Source organism: Sulfurimonas sp. (assembly GCF_019429335.1).
Taxonomy (GTDB): Bacteria; Campylobacterota; Campylobacteria; order Campylobacterales; family Sulfurimonadaceae; genus Sulfurimonas.
Genome location: NZ_JAHYJB010000004.1, coordinates 22,698 through 38,429, shown reverse-complemented (window position 1 = coordinate 38,429; position 15,732 = coordinate 22,698). Strand labels below are relative to the sequence as shown.

General features: G+C 39.1%; 16 protein-coding genes. 5 read left to right on the top strand and 11 right to left on the bottom strand.

The annotated features are described in order from the left end of the window. Positions 1-17: 17 nt before the first annotated feature. From K0A91_RS02755 to K0A91_RS02735, 5 genes are all read left to right on the top strand, one after another. Positions 18-1,451, top strand: a complete 1,434-nt coding sequence (locus K0A91_RS02755) for a trehalose-6-phosphate synthase (protein WP_295007923.1) — start codon at positions 18-20, stop codon at positions 1,449-1,451. 45 nt (positions 1,452-1,496) lie between these two features. Next, on the top strand, positions 1,497-2,522 hold the full coding sequence (gene amrS, locus K0A91_RS02750; protein WP_295007921.1) for an AmmeMemoRadiSam system radical SAM enzyme: 1,026 nt from the start codon (positions 1,497-1,499) through the stop codon (positions 2,520-2,522). A gap of 81 nt (positions 2,523-2,603) precedes the next feature. After that, complete coding sequence (locus tag K0A91_RS02745; RefSeq protein ID WP_295007920.1) at positions 2,604-3,905, top strand: nodulation protein NfeD; 1,302 nt, start codon at positions 2,604-2,606, stop codon at positions 3,903-3,905. Positions 3,906-3,991: 86 nt separating this feature from the next. Then, entirely contained in the window at positions 3,992-4,753 is a 762-nt protein-coding gene (locus tag K0A91_RS02740; RefSeq protein WP_295007917.1) for a slipin family protein, read from the top strand. A 70-nt stretch (positions 4,754-4,823) separates the two neighbouring features. Next, on the top strand, positions 4,824-5,252 hold the full coding sequence (locus K0A91_RS02735) for an Hsp20/alpha crystallin family protein (RefSeq protein WP_295007915.1): 429 nt from the start codon (positions 4,824-4,826) through the stop codon (positions 5,250-5,252). A 104-nt stretch (positions 5,253-5,356) separates the two neighbouring features. Here the strand turns inward: K0A91_RS02735 and K0A91_RS02730 are convergent, their stop codons facing one another. The 11 genes from K0A91_RS02730 to K0A91_RS02680 all read right to left on the bottom strand — a co-directional run bounded on the left by K0A91_RS02730 (position 5,357) and on the right by K0A91_RS02680 (position 15,732). Next, a complete protein-coding gene (locus K0A91_RS02730) occupies positions 5,357-5,890 on the bottom strand; it encodes a hypothetical protein (protein WP_295007914.1) in 534 nt (177 codons plus the stop codon). Between the two features lie 92 nt (positions 5,891-5,982). Next, a complete protein-coding gene (locus tag K0A91_RS02725; RefSeq protein WP_295007912.1) occupies positions 5,983-6,885 on the bottom strand; it encodes a uroporphyrinogen-III synthase in 903 nt (300 codons plus the stop codon). Positions 6,886-6,928: 43 nt separating this feature from the next. Continuing rightward, on the bottom strand, positions 6,929-7,696 hold the full coding sequence (locus K0A91_RS02720) for an enoyl-ACP reductase (RefSeq protein WP_295007910.1): 768 nt from the start codon (positions 7,694-7,696) through the stop codon (positions 6,929-6,931). 1 nt (position 7,697) lies between these two features. Continuing rightward, complete coding sequence (gene dapA / locus K0A91_RS02715; protein ID WP_295007908.1) at positions 7,698-8,591, bottom strand: 4-hydroxy-tetrahydrodipicolinate synthase; 894 nt, start codon at positions 8,589-8,591, stop codon at positions 7,698-7,700. Then, positions 8,592-9,848, bottom strand: a complete 1,257-nt coding sequence (locus K0A91_RS02710) for a pitrilysin family protein (protein ID WP_295007906.1) — start codon at positions 9,846-9,848, stop codon at positions 8,592-8,594. A 43-nt stretch (positions 9,849-9,891) separates the two neighbouring features. Then, a complete protein-coding gene (locus K0A91_RS02705) occupies positions 9,892-10,950 on the bottom strand; it encodes a quinone-dependent dihydroorotate dehydrogenase (protein ID WP_295007904.1) in 1,059 nt (352 codons plus the stop codon). A gap of 70 nt (positions 10,951-11,020) precedes the next feature. Beyond that, the gene (locus K0A91_RS02700; protein WP_295007903.1) at positions 11,021-11,581 is read right to left on the bottom strand and encodes a Wzz/FepE/Etk N-terminal domain-containing protein; all 561 of its coding nucleotides are present in this window, start codon (positions 11,579-11,581) and stop codon (positions 11,021-11,023) included. Between the two features lie 83 nt (positions 11,582-11,664). After that, the gene (locus tag K0A91_RS02695) at positions 11,665-12,243 is read right to left on the bottom strand and encodes an HAD family hydrolase (protein WP_295007901.1); all 579 of its coding nucleotides are present in this window, start codon (positions 12,241-12,243) and stop codon (positions 11,665-11,667) included. Then, positions 12,240-13,715 carry a glycosyltransferase family 39 protein gene (locus K0A91_RS02690; RefSeq protein WP_295007899.1) on the bottom strand — a complete coding sequence of 492 codons (1,476 nt, stop codon included), beginning with the start codon at positions 13,713-13,715 and terminating at the stop codon, positions 12,240-12,242. The genes K0A91_RS02695 and K0A91_RS02690 overlap by 4 nt, the downstream gene beginning before the upstream one ends. Next, positions 13,712-14,443 carry an SDR family oxidoreductase gene (locus K0A91_RS02685; protein ID WP_295007897.1) on the bottom strand — a complete coding sequence of 244 codons (732 nt, stop codon included), beginning with the start codon at positions 14,441-14,443 and terminating at the stop codon, positions 13,712-13,714. The genes K0A91_RS02690 and K0A91_RS02685 overlap by 4 nt, the downstream gene beginning before the upstream one ends. Beyond that, on the bottom strand, positions 14,440-15,732 hold the full coding sequence (locus tag K0A91_RS02680) for an FAD-binding oxidoreductase (protein ID WP_295007895.1): 1,293 nt from the start codon (positions 15,730-15,732) through the stop codon (positions 14,440-14,442). The genes K0A91_RS02685 and K0A91_RS02680 overlap by 4 nt, the downstream gene beginning before the upstream one ends.

The following is a 15,732-nucleotide window of genomic DNA, read 5'->3' as shown; positions in this document are numbered from 1 at the left end:
ATAGAAAGGATAAAATAATGCAAGATAGAGAGAAGAGAAGATTGATTGTTGTTTCAAACAGGCTTCCTATTGTGGTAAAAAAGATTGATAATGATGAGTATAGAGTGCAGTCTGCATCAGGAGGTCTTGTTACGGCTATGACCCCAATTTTAAAAAGAGACGGTGGTCTTTGGATAGGCTGGGCAGGGAATTATTTTGAGGAGAGTGTTGAAGTCGAGAATCTTTTAAAAAAAGAGGGTGAGAAATTAAATTATGAGTATAGATCCGTAGATATTACTTTAAATGACTATAAGCTCTACTATAAAGGTTTTTCCAATGAAGTGCTGTGGCCACTTTTCCATAATGTCTCTGTTTATTGTAATTTTGTTCCAAAATATTATGAAGCTTTTAAAAAGGTAAATAAAAAGTTTGCTAAAACAGTAATGGATGAACTAGTAGACGATGATTTTATATGGATTCATGATTATCATCTGATTAATGTGGCAAAAGAGTTAAGAGAAGAGGGTGTAAAAAATATAGTAGTTTTTTTTCTTCATATACCTTTCCCTCCCGCAGAGACTTTCAATCGTCTTCCGTGGCGGCTAGAGATTATAGAAGCAATGTTGTCGTATAGCCTTATAGGATTTCAGACTGCACTGGATAAAAAGAATTTTCTAGAGGTTGTTACCTCACTTATAAAGAGCGCTGTTGTTGAAGATGAAAAACTTGAAATCTCTAAGATAATAATAGATAAAAAAGAGCATAAAGTCGGTGTCTTTCCAATAAGTATAGATTATGACGAGTTTCATGATAAAGCAAAAAGCAGACGTGTCTCCAAAGAGGTAGAGAAGATAAATAAAGAGTACTATGGCCAAAAAATTATGTTGGGAGTTGACAGGCTTGACTATAGTAAAGGTATCTTGCAAAAGCTAAGGGCTTACTGGAAGCTTTTGGATGAAAATCATGATTTGCACAAAAAAGTTAAATTGATTCAAATCGTCGTGCCAAGTCGTGAAAATATAATAAAGTATATACATCTTAAAAGTGATATAGAGCAGTTGGTAAGTGAAATAAATGGGGAGTTTACGCAACCCGGATGGATTCCTATTCAGTATTGTTATTACTCTTTAAATAATACAGAACTCCTTGCCTATTATAGAGCTTCAGAGATTGCCATGGTAACTCCTTTAAGAGATGGTATGAATTTGGTTGCAAAAGAGTACTGTGCTACAAATATTAATAAAAACGGAGTATTGATTCTTAGCGAGTTTGCTGGAACAAAAGATCAGTTTAAAGATAACGCTCTGCTGGTAAATCCATTCGATGAAAATTCTGTAGTTGAAGCTATTAAAAAAGCTCTGTTGATGGATGACAAAGAGAAACAACGTCGCATGAAAAATATGCAAAAGATTGTTAAAAAGTTTGATATTTATTGGTGGGTAGATACATTTTTAAAAGCTTCAAAGATATAAATGAAGTGATGATAAAATAGTTTAATTTATACACAGGAGAGCAAAATGTCACAAGTAGCATGGTTAAGTAAAAAACTCGACAGCGGAAAAATCTTGTGTCAAGCATGTGCGCAAGCTTGCAAGCTTAATGAGGGCGAGTATGGGATATGCGGTGTAAGGCGTGTAGAAGATGGCGAGCTTAAGCTTCTTGTTTACGGTCTTGTGGCGGCTGTTAATATCGACCCCGTAGAGAAGAAACCGATGTTTCATTTTCTGCCAAAAACAAGAGCCTTTTCGGTTGGAACTGTGGGATGCAACTTCTCTTGTAAGTTTTGTCAAAACTATGATATATCGCAATACCCAAAAGAGCATGTACACAAGATAGTCGGTCGTGAATTTTCTCCGCAAAGCATTGTTGAAGCGGCTGTGGATAATGTCTGCAAATCTATAGCCTACACCTATAATGAGCCGATAGTCTTCTTTGAGTACACATATGACACGGCAAAAATTGCGCATGAAAAAGGGCTGAAAAATATCTACGTCACAAGCGGCTATGAGACACGCAAAGCAATAGACCTGTTAGCGCCTTACATAGACGGAATGAACATAGATATTAAGAGTTTTTCTGATGAGTTTTATCAAGAAATTTGCGGTGCGAGATTAAAACCGGTGCTTGAAGCTGTAAAATATGCACATGAGAAGGGAATTTGGATAGAGATAACTACTCTTTTGATTCCGGGTAAAAATGACTCCGATGAAGAGATAAGAGGTATTGCAAAGTTTATAGCTGCTCTTGACACATCTATGCCTTGGCACCTATCGGCATTTCATCCGACGTATAAGATGCTTGGTGTCCCCAGTACTCCAGAATCTACTCTTCTTAGAGCCTATAAGATAGGAGCAGAAGAGGGGTTGAAGTACCTTTATATTGGCAATATTGATAATGAAGACCATGAATCTACATATTGCCCGAGCTGCAAAAAAAGAGTGATTGACAGAAGCGGAAATATCGGGCAGTTCGTGACAAACGAGCTTGATGAAGAGGGCAAATGCCCGCATTGCGACTATATGCTTGAAGGTGTATGGAGCTAAAGTGCTCTATTGACTTGATAACGCTTCTTGGTTATCATTGATTGTACTTTAGCGTTATTTTAAACCAGCAAGGCGGTTAATATGATACGTTTATATTTTCTTCTGCTTTTGACATTTTTGTCGCTTTTCGCGGAGAACTCGCTTGTAGTTAAGCTTGAGATAAAGGGTGCCATCGTACCCGCCAGCAGCGAGTATCTAAATGAGGGGATAATGTTTGCAAGGGATAGAGATGCTCAGATTGTTTTAATCGAGCTTGACACCCCAGGCGGGCTATCCACCTCTATGCGAGAGATGATACAAAGCATTACAAACAGTTCTGTCCCAGTGGTTATGTATGTCTATCCAAAAGGCGCACATGCGGCAAGCGCAGGCACATATCTTCTTTATGCCTCCCACATCGCAGCAATGTCGCCCGGAACAAACCTCGGCGCCGCAACTCCAGTCACTCTTATGCCATCACCTCAAAGCGGCGATTTAAACTCCAGTGTCGCAACGACTATGGAGAAAAAGGTAACCTATGATGCAATGGCGTATATCAAGAGTTTGGCAGAGCTAAACGATCGCAATATTTCATGGGCGCTCTCTGCGGTGGAAGAGTCAAAAAGCATCTCTGCGGAAGATGCTCTCAAGTACGGCGTTATAGATTTAATAGCCCAAAATACCCAGGAGCTCCTAAACAGACTTGATGGCAGAAGCGTTACTATCTCGGGCAAAAGTATTACGCTCCAAACAAAAGATGCTCAAATTATAGATTTTGAGGCAAACTGGAAAACACGTTTTTTATCAACCATTACCAATCCAAATATCGCATATATTCTTCTGCTTATAGCAATATACGGTATATTTTTTGAGCTTATGAATCCAGGTACGCTTTATTCAGGGGTTATCGGTGTGATAAGCGGGGTTATTGCGCTCTACGCGCTGAATATGCTCTCTTTTAATTATGCTGGATTGCTGCTAATTCTGCTTGGCATAGCATTTATGGTCGCCGAGGTCTTTATTGCCGGATTTGGAATTTTGGGCATCGGCGGCGTTGTCGCCTTTGCTTTTGGCTCGCTTTTGCTCTTTGATGCGGATGTTATTGGAAGCGCGGTTTCTATCCCGCTTGTCGTTGCTTTTACAATAATAAGCCTCTCTTTTTTTATTGTAGTTATAAAACTGTTTTTAAATGCAAGATCTGCAAAAGTGGTCTCAGGAGCAGAGGAGATGATAGGTGCCGCTGCGGAAGTTATCGATAGCGTTGAGAATGGCTACATCGTTCGATGTCATGGAGAGATGTGGAGTGCAACAAGTCAGAGTGAACTGATTGTCGGACAGAGAGTAGAAGTTATTGAACTCTCAGGTCTTGTTTTAAAAGTTAAACCAATAAAGGAGTCTAAATGACTCCTCTCACCAAAGGTGAAGCTTTAGTGACTGAATATAATTTGGACGTGTTCAAATTATATGAGATTAATTAATAGGAGTAAGCAATGTTTTTTGATTTTTATGTAACCGGAATATATATGGCTTTTTTTATAATCGCTTTTTTAGCTGCGGCTATTCGTATTTTAAGAGAGTACCAGCGTGCCGTCATATTCACGCTTGGGCGTTTTTCAGGCATAAAGGGTCCAGGACTTATTATATTGATTCCCTTTATTCAGCAGATGGTCAGAGTAGACCTTCGCACCGTCGTGCTAGACGTGCCTACACAGGATGTAATATCGCATGATAATGTCTCGGTACATGTAAATGCGGTTGTCTATTTTCGCGTGATAGACCCGCAAAAAGCGATAATTCAGGTTGAGGATTTTTATGATGCAACAAGCCAGCTTGCACAAACTACACTTCGCTCAGTTCTTGGAGGACATGAGTTAGATGAGATGTTGGCTGAGAGGGAAAAATTAAATCGTGATATACAGGAAATTTTGGACAAACAGACTGATGCGTGGGGGATTAAAATATCCAACGTTGAGATTAAACATATCGACCTTGACGAGAGTATGGTCAGAGCGATGGCAAAACAGGCTGAGGCTGAGCGTGAACGCCGCGCCAAAGTCATAAACGCAAAAGGAGAGCTGGAAGCGAGCGAAAATATACTCTTAGCCGCTCAAAAACTAAGCGAAAATGATTTGGGAATACAGTTACGTTATCTTCAGACAATGAGTGATATCTCAAATGATAAATCAAGTACGCTTATCTTTCCGTTTCCGATAGATTTTGCCAAGATGTTCAAAAGCGGTGCAAAGGAGTAACTTAAAATTAAATTATTTTTTAAGTTTTTTAGGAGTAGGATGGTTGCAATTCAAATAAAAGGAGTCTATGATGTTACTTGCTACATATGATCCGTTTAGAGAGTTTAGAGAACTCGAAAAGAGGATGAGAGGCGGTTTTTCTGCTTTAAATGAGGAGAGTGCGCTGTCAGGATTTACACCTGTTGTCAATACCAGAGAGGGCGAGTTTGCCTACCACGTTGAGGCTGATTTGCCTGGAGTAAAGAAAGAGGATATCTCTGTTGAGACAAAAGATAACGTCTTGACGATATCAGGAGAGAGAAAGCATAAAGATGAAGTTAAAAAAGATGACTACTATAAGCTTGAGAGCAGTTATGGAAAATTCGTAAGAAGCTTCACTCTTCCAAAAGGCGTTGATGCAGAAAATATCAAAGCAACTTGTGAAAACGGCGTTTTAGAGGTTGTTATCCCAAAATTAACCAAAAAAAGCGAAGAGAAGAAGAAAATAAAGGTTAAATAGCCTTAATGAAGATACAGCACAAGACTGTATCTTCACTGTTTAAAAATTTCTTGACGGAAGTGATTTTTGTTTTCAGTCTATTTTTTCTGTTTTTTGAACATCTTCTAAAACATATTTACTACGCCGTAATCCAATAGCTCTTCGTACTGCTCTTTGGTGAGGACGGCTTTTACCTGTTCAATACAATTTAAATGCAATTTTGTAAGTTCCGCTCTTAGTTTTGCTATCTCATCAATTTTCGGATGCAATTCAGTAGCTTTTATGCTCTTATACTCAAATGAAATTTTTTGGACTACTTCTAGTTCAAGCTTTTTTACAACTAAAGCTTTGTCAATCGCTTTTGTCATTAGCTCTTTTTTGATTTTAAGTATCGCGTCAATTTGCCCTTTGCTTAGGTTTAGATTTGAACTTGATGGGTCATACAGAGAAAGACCGACTAGATATGGAAGGTTTTTCGGCATTAAAAAATAGTCTTTTGGAAAATTTTCTTTAGCAACAAATGCTCCTGCAGGACCTGCCTTTTTTTCCACTTTTGCGAACTCTTCTGCCGGCAGAGGAAGATTTGGTTTTGCTATCGCAGTAGTAGCTAACATGATAGTACAAGATGTAATTGCAACTATGGTTTTGATTGATTTCATTTTGATTCCCCTTTAAGTTTTGTGTAAGTCTGTATTATACACGTCAATATATAACCAAAACTTAATAAAATCAATTTTTAACAAATCAAAATTTACTTCAGAAGTGTGATTGCTTTTTTAACGCATGAATCCAATGATGTCGTCTCAGAGACAACAGGTGTGATGTAGGATGGAAAGTAGTTTTTTGTAGTATGACCGATACAAACAGCTCTGTAGCTCTCATCCCAATCGGCACTCTTTAAAAAACACTCTATTGTAGAGGGCGAGGAGAATATGATTACGGATTTTTTCGGAAGCGTAATCTTCCTCTTAAAATTTACGCACACTGTCTGATAAACAATTGCTTCATCGCAAACAATATTGTTGGAGTTTAGCGTATCTACTAAATTGCTAACAACTTTTGAACCTCTTATATAGAGAACTTTTTTGCCCTTTAGCAGAGGAATAAGCTCGTTAGCAAACGCATCTCCATGCTTCTCTTTGCCTACAAACTTTATCTTTCCGCCAAAATTGCTGGCAACTTTTGCCGTTTGTGGAGCTATGACGTAGAGAGGCTTTGTTTTCCACTTCTGATTGTAGGAGTTAAGCGAATAGAGTGCATTTTTGGATGTAAAAATAAGCGCATCATATTGTGAAAAATCAATAACGGCTTTTATGGTCTCTATTCTGATTACAGGAAGATTTTTAGCCCATTTTACTTTTTTGTCATTAAGGACATAGATATTTAAAGAGCTGTTTTTGATATTTTCAACAATAGAGCTAATGTATCTTTTGATTCTTGAGAGAAGTGTGTTTTGGCTGTTTAAAACCAGAGATTTGTTCTCATCTACGAAAAAATTTATATTTTGCTTGCTCAGCAGATACGTAATCTTTATAAGCTCTTCAAATATATGCTCGTTTGAGTAGTTTCTATCAAGTATGAATGAGTTAGCTGCCTTGTCATACTCGTAGTAGATAAGATTTAACGGCTCAATGAGTTTTTGCATATTTTTCATAGAGCTGATAATAACATTATCTAGGTAAATATTTTATTTTAGATTATTGAAACGTTGTTCCGCCGTCAATGACGATTGTCTGTCCTGTAAGCCAAGAAGACTCGTTGGCGCAAAGAAAGAGACATGCCCCCGTGAGGTCTTCAGGCTCTCCCATTCTAGAGAGCGGAGAGCGCCTTACTACTTCTCTCTTTACCTCTTCATAGTTTGGAAAAGCTTTAAGTGCATCCGTATCAATCGGTCCGCCGCTTACCGCGTTTACTCTTATGTTTTTCTCACCGAGTTCCGCCGCTGCATAGCGAACCATCGCTTCAACTGCAGCTTTGTTTGTTCCATGTCCTGCGTAGTTTGGAGTGTAGACGAGATTGCCCGTAGAGCTCATGCTGATGATGCTTCCGCCGCCCGCTTTCTCCATTCTCTTAGCTGCTTCTTGAACACCTACGACAAAAGCATCTACGGTTGCTATATATATATTGTTTAAACCTTTTGGTTTTAGTCTCATAAAAGGACCAAATCCGCCGACAACTGCGCGACCGGAGATGATTGCATTTGATATAAAAAAGTCAAGTCTCTCAAAATCTTTGTCAAACTCTGCATAAACATCTCTGTATGTCTCAGGCTCAAGTATATTAAGCGCATAAGCTCGGGCTTTTATGCCGTATTTTGACTCGATGTCTGCGATAATCTCTTTTGCGGTATCTGCTTTTGTCGCATAGGTAAATGCCACATCACACCCTTTTTCGGCAAAAGCGTAGACGATTGCCTTTCCGATTCCGCGAGTTCCTCCGCTTACAAATAGAGTTTTTCCCTTCATTTTACAATCCCTTAATCTTATAGTTTTTCATAACTTCTTCTAGTTTTTTCATATTTTGCAAACTTGGGGCGACAAGAGGGAGTCTGTACTCCAGTGTTTCAATAAGCCCCGCTATATACATGGCAGCTTTTATCATAATCGGATTTGATTCTAAAAATAGAACTTTGTTTATAGGAAATAGTTTGTCATTTAAAACTTTGGATGCTGCAAAATCACCGCTTAGCGCTTTTTGTACCAGTTCACTTTTAAGGTCAGGCAAAAGATTTGACGTTACAGATGTTATACCCGCTCCGCCGTTTGCAAGAATAGGGTAGTCGATTGCGTCATCACCGCTGAATACTTTAAGTTCAGGTCTGCGTGAGAGCAGCTCTATTGTGCGCTCCAAACTTCCTGTAGCCTCTTTTATGCCGTATATATTTTTAACATTATCAAAGAGTCTTATAACAGTATCTGCACTAATATCCACGACCGTACGCCCCGGAACATTGTAGAGTAAAAACGGCATTTCAGGAACCGACTCGGCAATAGCTTTGTAGTGTTGGTACAGTCCCTCTTGAGACGGTTTAACATAGTACGGTGCAACGGAAAATATAGCATCAACGCCACATTTCTGTGCAGTTTTTGCGGCTTCAATCGCTTCTACGGTTGAGTTGCTTCCTGCACCTGCAAGAACCTTTGTGTTAGTTCCACGGCATACTTCAACTGCTATCTCTATACATCTTCTGTCTTCATCATAAGTAAGCATAGCACTCTCACCGGTTGTTCCTACGGGACAAACCGCATCAATGCCATTTTTAATTTGTCTTTTAATTAGGTTCGCGTAAGTCTGCTCATCTAGTTTTCCGCCTTTAAACGGGGTGATGAGTGCAGTTGTTGAACCGGTTACGATATTCATCTAGTTACCTTTTTTTAAAATAAGTGTTGTCGATTTGTTAAAGTTGAAGTATTTTTGAGCAACTTCTTGAACTCTCTCTTGGGTTATCTTTTTAATATTTTCTTCATATGTTAAAAGTGGCGTCAAATCGCCTCTAACAAGATAGCTTCCAAAAAGGTTTGCAACCGATGTAGAGCTCTCTAGCGAGTAGATAAAGTCGGCTTTTGTGTTAATCTTAACCTTCTCTATCTCTTTTTCATCAACTTTTTTCTTCTTGATAAGCTCTATCTGCTTAATAAGCTCTTTTTCAACGTCGGCAGCTTTTACGTCAGGATTACATGTTGCTAAAAATATAAAAAGTCCCGGATCGATATTTTCCATATTGTATGCGTAGATGCTGTTTACAAGACGTTTTTTCTCGATAAGCTCTTTGTAGAGTCTTGAGCTTTTTCCTGAAAATAGAATCTCTGAAATCATATTTAACACAATCTGGTCTTCATGTTTGAAGTCGGGAATATGAAAAGCAATTGCGAGCATCTCAACTTCGCTATCTTTATGGATAATTACTCTTTTTGCGCCGTTTTGTTCAGGCTCCACAAATTTTAGCGTAGGAATTTCTGCTTTGTTTTTGATATGTCCGAACTTCTTTTTTGCTTTTTTGAAAACTTCCGCAGGCTCAACGTCGCCTGTTACCATCAAGATGGCATTGCTTGGCTGATAGTATGTTTTGTGAAAATCTTTTATATCATCAATACTCCAAGTCTGGATATCATTCATAAAACCTATCGGAGTCCAGTGGTACGGATGATATACGTAAGCGTTGTTAAATAGCGCAAAGTAGAGATAACCAAGCGGAGAGTTCTCAGTTCTCCAGCGTCTCTCTTCTGCCACTACGTCACGCTCCGGCTGAAACTCTTTGTCTTGGAGTTTTAGATTTTGCATAAGTTCGGCATAGAGTTCAAGCGACTTCTCAAGATTTTGCGTGCTTGATTTTATGTAGTAGTGGGTGTAGTCAAAGCTGGTAGATGCGTTATTTACGCCGCCGATGCTCTTTACCTCTTTGTCAAACTCTCCTGCAGGGAGTTTTTTTGTGGATTTGAAGTTCATGTGTTCAAGCATGTGAGCGATACCTGTTTTGCCCATGACCTCGTTTCTGCTTCCGACTTTATAGAAAATATCCGTGCTAATGACATTTGTAGAGTTTTTTAGCGGAATTACGACGATCTGCAATCCGTTTTTTAGAGTTTTCGTTTCATATTTTGGTAGTGAAGATGCCATTAATGCTCCTGTGATGAGTGTGAGTGCTAAGAAAATTTTCATACTATTTTCTGTCCGCACCTATTGCTTGAGTTATGTTTGTGTATCCGTCGGCTTTTATTAGCTCTGTGAGTTCCATATTGATGTTTTTAACCATGTCAAAGCCATGAAATACAAGTCCGCTGTATATTTGAACAAGTGAAGCTCCGGCTTTTATGCGCTTATACGCCTCTTGCGCTGAGTCAATCCCGCCAACTGAGATAAGCGTTGTTTTTCCGTAAAGCTCTTTTGCAACAGCTTCAAAAATCTCAAAACTTTTTTTCTTTAAAACCGCACCGCTAAGTCCGCCGAAGCTTTGTGGATTTTTTACAAGTGAGTAGTCAACGGTAGTGTTTGTTGCGATTATACCGTCAGCTCCGCTCTTAGCCGCCAAAGTTGTAAGCGCAACCGCATTTTCAACAGACATGTCGGGCGCGATTTTTAGCAGAATCGGTTTAGACGTTATAGCCTTTGCTTCTGCGAAAAGCTTCGTTATAAACTCCTCATTTTGCAAGTCGCGAAGTCCGGGGGTGTTTGGCGAAGAGATGTTTATAACGAGATAGTCTCCAAGTGTGTGAAGCGCTTTGATAAGAGTCGTGTAGTCGTTTATTGCTTCACTCTCAGGCGTAACTTTGTTTTTGCCGATGTTTATGCCTATGGGTGTTGTAAAAGGGTATCTGGTTTTTAATCTATTTTGCACTTTAAGCAGACCGTCGTTGTTAAATCCCATAGCATTTTGGATACTCTGCTCTTCAATATGACGAAACATTCTAGGCTTTGGATTTCCTGTTTGGGGTTTTGGAGTAACTGTACCTATCTCGGTGAAACCAAACCCTAAAATCTGCATACCGCGAATCATAGTAGCATTTTTGTCAAACCCCGCACCAAGACCTATCGGGTTTAAAAATGTGCGGCCAAAGAGCTCTTGCTTTAAGATGTTGTTCGTTACGAAGTGAGACTCTAAGAATGGGTTGAAAGGTATCTGGCAGATATTTGGCAATCTAAGAATAGACTCTGCAAGATAGTGTGCGTTCTCGGGTTCGAGCTTGAATAGCCAAGGTTTCATGCTTTGATAATCTATCATTTGGTTGCCTCTTTACCTTTTTTAAAAATTTAGTGATTATACAAAAATAATGGTAAAGTTTTGCTAAGAGCTATTTTTCTCTCTTTTCGTTCCTGATGAACTCTAGAAAAAAGACGAAAAATATAGATAAAATCAGACCCGTTACAAAAGCGACTGCGACAATGAGCTTTTTCTTTGGAATATTTATTGGAGTGCCATCTATTTGAGTCTCTCCAATCTGTTTTGTCATTATATGCTTAGTATGAAAGCTTGCTTTTTCTTTATGTCTCTCTAAAATAAAAGAGACGGCACTGTTTAAATTGTTTGATATTAAGTCTTTATTAGTACTTGAAGATGTAAGTTCAATCAATTTATTTGTACCTTTTGGAACAGAAGCGGATATGTTTTCAAATTGATTAGATACAACAATAGATAAGTTATCAGGATTATCAAAATAACTGGTGCCAAAATTATCACTCTGGATTTCACCGATCTCAACTAAAACTTTTCCTTGATAAACTGGAGTAGGATTTTTCATTAAGGCATAAACAATCGCAGCAAGAGTAATTATGAGAGTTGTAAAAATAATAATTTTTCTATTTTTTGCAAGAGTTTTAAAAAGCTCTCTTAAATCTATTTCGTCTTCTTGCACGGCGTAGTTGTTTGTATGGTTCATAATTTTTCCTCTCTTTTATCGGTAGAATGATACAGAGATACTCCTTTAATTTTTCTTCTTTAGTAACGTATGCTTTTGTGCGCAAGAGCGAGCATCTCTTTGTCTCCGGAGCTGTCACCGTAGGCGTAAATAGTCTCATAGTCGCTGACGTCAATGTGTTCATGTATGCGTCTTGCTTTCTCTTTTCCGTGGCAGTTTGGGGTTAAAAATTTGCCGCTGAAGAGCCCATCTTTAAACTTAAGCTGCGTTGAAAGCAACTCAATACCCTCTTTGTCGCACCAAGGCTGCAGCCAACAGCGCATAGAGGCTGATACAATGACGACTCTGTCTCCTTTTTCTTGATGCTCTCTTAGGATTTTAATCCTCTCTTTGTTGATGATAGAGTCTAGTTTTGTAAGTGAGAACTCTTTTGCTCTTTTTTTAAAAAACTCCTCATCCGTCCCTTTGAAAAATATCCTAAACAGATGCTCTTTTGCCACACCGTTATTCATGAGCCTAAGTTGCCAAAGTATAAAGTACGGAACAAATTTGAGCATATTTAACATGTACTTTTTTTTGCCAACACTCTCTTTTAAAAACTCGTCAAGCGAGTCCTTTGTCGTAAGTGTGCCGTCAAAATCAAAAAGTGCCAGATTCATTTATAATACCTCTCTTTAAAGTAGCATTTTCCAACAGGAAGCCATGGTGGAATGTTGTAAAATTTCTCATTCTGATAATCAAGATAGCGTTTTTTATACTCATCATACTTAAACCCGCTGCATTTTGCGGTATAAAAAATTGCACCGTCTGCCTCGAAATTTTCTAACATGTAAGAGTTGCAAACCCCATTTAAGAGCTCCTCTCTAATCGGGCTTTTATTAAAGATGGCAATCTCTTTGCCTGCCAAAGTTCTTACATCCAAAAGTTTGTCATCTAAGCGACCATATTTTGAGTTGTTAAAAAGAACCTTCAAATCTCTTTTGCAGTAGTGCGAGAGCAGTGAGGCGGTAGAGTAGCTGGATGTGAAAATCCTCTCATCATCAAATCTCTCAAGCTCTGAGCAGATGTTCTGTGGCTGTGTGTACATAACAACATCTGAGTATTTTTTGTGTCCACTTAAGAGCGAGGTTGGAAGCAGTAAAAGAGTCATAAAAACAGCTACATGCAGAAATGTAAAAATCGCGTTGTATTTGAAGAGTTTTGCAAGATTTTTCTCATCCAAAAAGCTAAAGAACAGAAATATATATGGTGTAAAGAGCAAGAACCAGTGAAGTCCTATTTTATTCTTTAGCGAGACAACAAAAAAGATAAAAAACGCAACACCAAGAATTGATAGCAGAAGCTTATAAAGTGTTGTTTTTTCAAATTTTGTCTTAAATAAAAAGTAGGCTCCCCATGGAGTCAAGATGTAGAGAATAAGTCCAAAATAGCCGATAATCGTGCCTATGTTATAATTGCTCTCCTCGGTTCTGGCAAAAAAATTGAACATTATGTTGTTCCAGCAGCTGTTGTAGTTGAAGTAGAGGTTTTGGGCTATAAATAGAGATACGACTGCGCTTACTATTAAGACGTTTTTTAGGGCTTTTAATTTGTACATGTAAAAAGAGAAAATAAGCAGCGAGAGCATCAGAAAAACTGCAAAATATTTGCTTAAAAATGCGGAGCCCAAAAACAGACCTGCCAGAATAGAATATCTAAGCCACTCTTTTTTCTCTAAGGAGTATAACAAGAAGAGAGTTCCGAGCGAGCCAAAAAAGAGTAGGGCGACGTCGTTTGTCATAAGCATAAGAAGCAGATCAACCGGCGAAGCCAAGAATGCAAACGAGGTTAATAGTGCTTTTGATCTCTCTACTCTGTAAAGCAGAGCAATTTTATATATGACAAAAGCCGCAACGAATGTGGTTGCAACTGCAAAAAGTCTGAAAAAGATATGCGAGCCGCTGATATAGTTCATAAGATAAATCAGCCAGCCGACCATCGGTGGGTGATCGTAGTAGCCTATATTCAGGTTCTGCGCCCACCTTATAAAGTAGACTTCATCTCCGGTAAGTGGCAGAAGCGCGAGTAAAATAATCTTAAAAACAAAGATTGCAAAGAGGATGCGAATCTCTTGATTGTAGCTGCTTCTCATATGCTCATTTTCTTAAAAATAGACTCAGGGATATGCTTGATGATTAGCATAATAATCATCCAGATAGATTTTGAGTAGAGAATATTTCTTCCTTTTTGCTGGGCATTAAAGATATCTTCTGCCACTTCGCTAGGGCTTGCCGTGAGTTTTTGAGGCAGGTCAAGCCCCTCTGTCATTTTTGTATCAACAAAGCCCGGTTTCACTGTTAGAACCTGCACCCCGCTCTCATGGAGTCTATTCCTAAGACCGCTTAAGTAGGCAGAGAAGCCTGCTTTTGCGCTTCCGTAGATGTAGTTGGCTTTTCTTCCTCGCTCACCCGCAACAGAGCTGACACCGACTATAAAGCCGCGTCTCTCTTTTTCAAAATCGTTGGCGACTATGTTTAGGATGCTGATGGCTCCTGTGTAGTTTACGTTAATGGTGTTTAGAGTCTCAATCCACTCTTTTTGCGCCGTTTTTTGCTCAGCCATATAACCGGAGACGACTATAACGCCAAGCGGTCTTTTTTTAAGCGAGTCGTAGAAGTTTTCATGAGTCGCATAGGCTGTAATGTCAAACTCTTTAAGCTCCACTTCCACGCCGCCTCTTATTTCGATATCCTGCTTTAAATCCTCTAAAGATGAGCACTCTCTAGCTGCAAGATAGAGGTTGTAGCCTGCTTTGGCATATACTCTTGCCACCTCTTTTGCGATGTCGCTTTTTGCGCCTATTATCAGAATGTAGCTCATATTTTTATCCTTTTTGATTGGAGTGAATTTAATTTTTTATCCATGTTGTTCTCTCTTCTAAACGCACGAAACTTCTCTACTAGCGGATAGCCCTTCTCAAACATCTCAGAGCTGACGCGCACATCTTTTGTAAGATAAATTCTGCCGCCGTACTTAACAACACTCTCATCAAGAGTGTTTAAAAGCTCAAACAGACCCGCCTCTATCTTAAAATCAAGCGCGAGCGAGTAGCCCTCTAGCGGAAATGAGAGGTAGTTTCCATTCTCTTTGCCGTATAGTTTTAAAACTGCCAAAAATGAGCCTTTGCCTGAAGCAGAAATTTTGGTTAAAATCTCTTTTAAACCCTCAAAACTGCTCTCTTTTGGCAGGATAAACTGATACTGCGTAAAACCGCCGCTTCCGTAGATTCTGTTCCAGTTGCCTATGGCATCGAGCGGGTAGAAAAAGGTGTCTATATCTACTTTTTGTCTGGATACACCGTCTTTCGCTTTTGCGTAGTAGAGAGTGTTAAAAGCTTTTACGCTCAGGTTATTAAGTGCAAAAGAGGGGAAGTTAAACGGGATGCTTAGCTTCTTTTTGCTTTTGTAATCCAAGTCGCCGTCGTCGGCAAAATCTCCGACCATAAGCAGAGACTTTCCAATCTCCTCGTCTTTTGCCAAACAATCTATCCACGCCACGGAGTAGGGCATCTCCTGATAGTTTTCAAAGGCTTCAAAAGTCTCTTTTAGGTTTTTTGTCTTTATGGTTGTCTGGTTTATATTTTTGGAGTTTATTTTTTTGAGGTTTATTTTTGCAGCTAGTATTACGCCGGTAAGTCCCATCCCTCCGCATGTTGCACGGAAGAGTTCATCGCCCTTTTTACAGCTCTTTATCTCGCCGTTTGGCAACATGATGTCAAACGCTAAAACGCATTCGCTAAAACACCCCTCTACGTGGTGGTTTTTTCCGTGAACATCGCTTGCAATCGCTCCGCCAATGGTGATAAGCTTGGTTCCAGGGGTCACTTTTAAAAACCATCCGCGTTTCACAAAGGTGTCGAGTATTTCGCTAAGAAGAACTCCAGCTTGACATGTAAGAGTGCCGCTAAGCTCATCAAATGCTAAGAAATTGTTATATCTTTTAGCGTAGAGAATATTTTCGTTTAAAGCACAATCACCGTAGCTTCTGCCGTTTCCGTGCGGGATGAACTCATCCGTTTTTTCGATATATGCGCCAAGCGCTTCTTTGCTTCTTAAAGAGAAGATTTTGTTTTTTATCTTTGGGTACATTCCCCAGCTAAGTAGTCCCAC

What these genes read in the sequence shown, in the direction of transcription:
- K0A91_RS02690 (WP_295007899.1), bottom strand. Translation starts at nt 13,715, where the DNA reads ATGAGAAGCAGCTACAATCAAGAGATTCGCATCCTCTTTGCAATCTTT.
- K0A91_RS02695 (WP_295007901.1), bottom strand. Translation starts at nt 12,243, where the DNA reads ATGAATCTGGCACTTTTTGATTTTGACGGCACACTTACGACAAAGGAC.
- K0A91_RS02745 (WP_295007920.1), top strand. Translation starts at nt 2,604, where the DNA reads ATGATACGTTTATATTTTCTTCTGCTTTTGACATTTTTGTCGCTTTTC.
- K0A91_RS02730 (WP_295007914.1), bottom strand. Translation starts at nt 5,890, where the DNA reads ATGAAATCAATCAAAACCATAGTTGCAATTACATCTTGTACTATCATG.
- K0A91_RS02755 (WP_295007923.1), top strand. Translation starts at nt 18, where the DNA reads ATGCAAGATAGAGAGAAGAGAAGATTGATTGTTGTTTCAAACAGGCTT.
- amrS (WP_295007921.1), top strand. Translation starts at nt 1,497, where the DNA reads ATGTCACAAGTAGCATGGTTAAGTAAAAAACTCGACAGCGGAAAAATC.
- K0A91_RS02720 (WP_295007910.1), bottom strand. Translation starts at nt 7,696, where the DNA reads ATGAAGGGAAAAACTCTATTTGTAAGCGGAGGAACTCGCGGAATCGGA.
- K0A91_RS02735 (WP_295007915.1), top strand. Translation starts at nt 4,824, where the DNA reads ATGTTACTTGCTACATATGATCCGTTTAGAGAGTTTAGAGAACTCGAA.
- K0A91_RS02710 (WP_295007906.1), bottom strand. Translation starts at nt 9,848, where the DNA reads ATGGCATCTTCACTACCAAAATATGAAACGAAAACTCTAAAAAACGGA.
- K0A91_RS02685 (WP_295007897.1), bottom strand. Translation starts at nt 14,443, where the DNA reads ATGAGCTACATTCTGATAATAGGCGCAAAAAGCGACATCGCAAAAGAG.
- dapA (WP_295007908.1), bottom strand. Translation starts at nt 8,591, where the DNA reads ATGAATATCGTAACCGGTTCAACAACTGCACTCATCACCCCGTTTAAA.
- K0A91_RS02740 (WP_295007917.1), top strand. Translation starts at nt 3,992, where the DNA reads ATGTTTTTTGATTTTTATGTAACCGGAATATATATGGCTTTTTTTATA.
- K0A91_RS02705 (WP_295007904.1), bottom strand. Translation starts at nt 10,950, where the DNA reads ATGATAGATTATCAAAGCATGAAACCTTGGCTATTCAAGCTCGAACCC.
- K0A91_RS02725 (WP_295007912.1), bottom strand. Translation starts at nt 6,885, where the DNA reads ATGAAAAATATGCAAAAACTCATTGAGCCGTTAAATCTTATCTACTAC.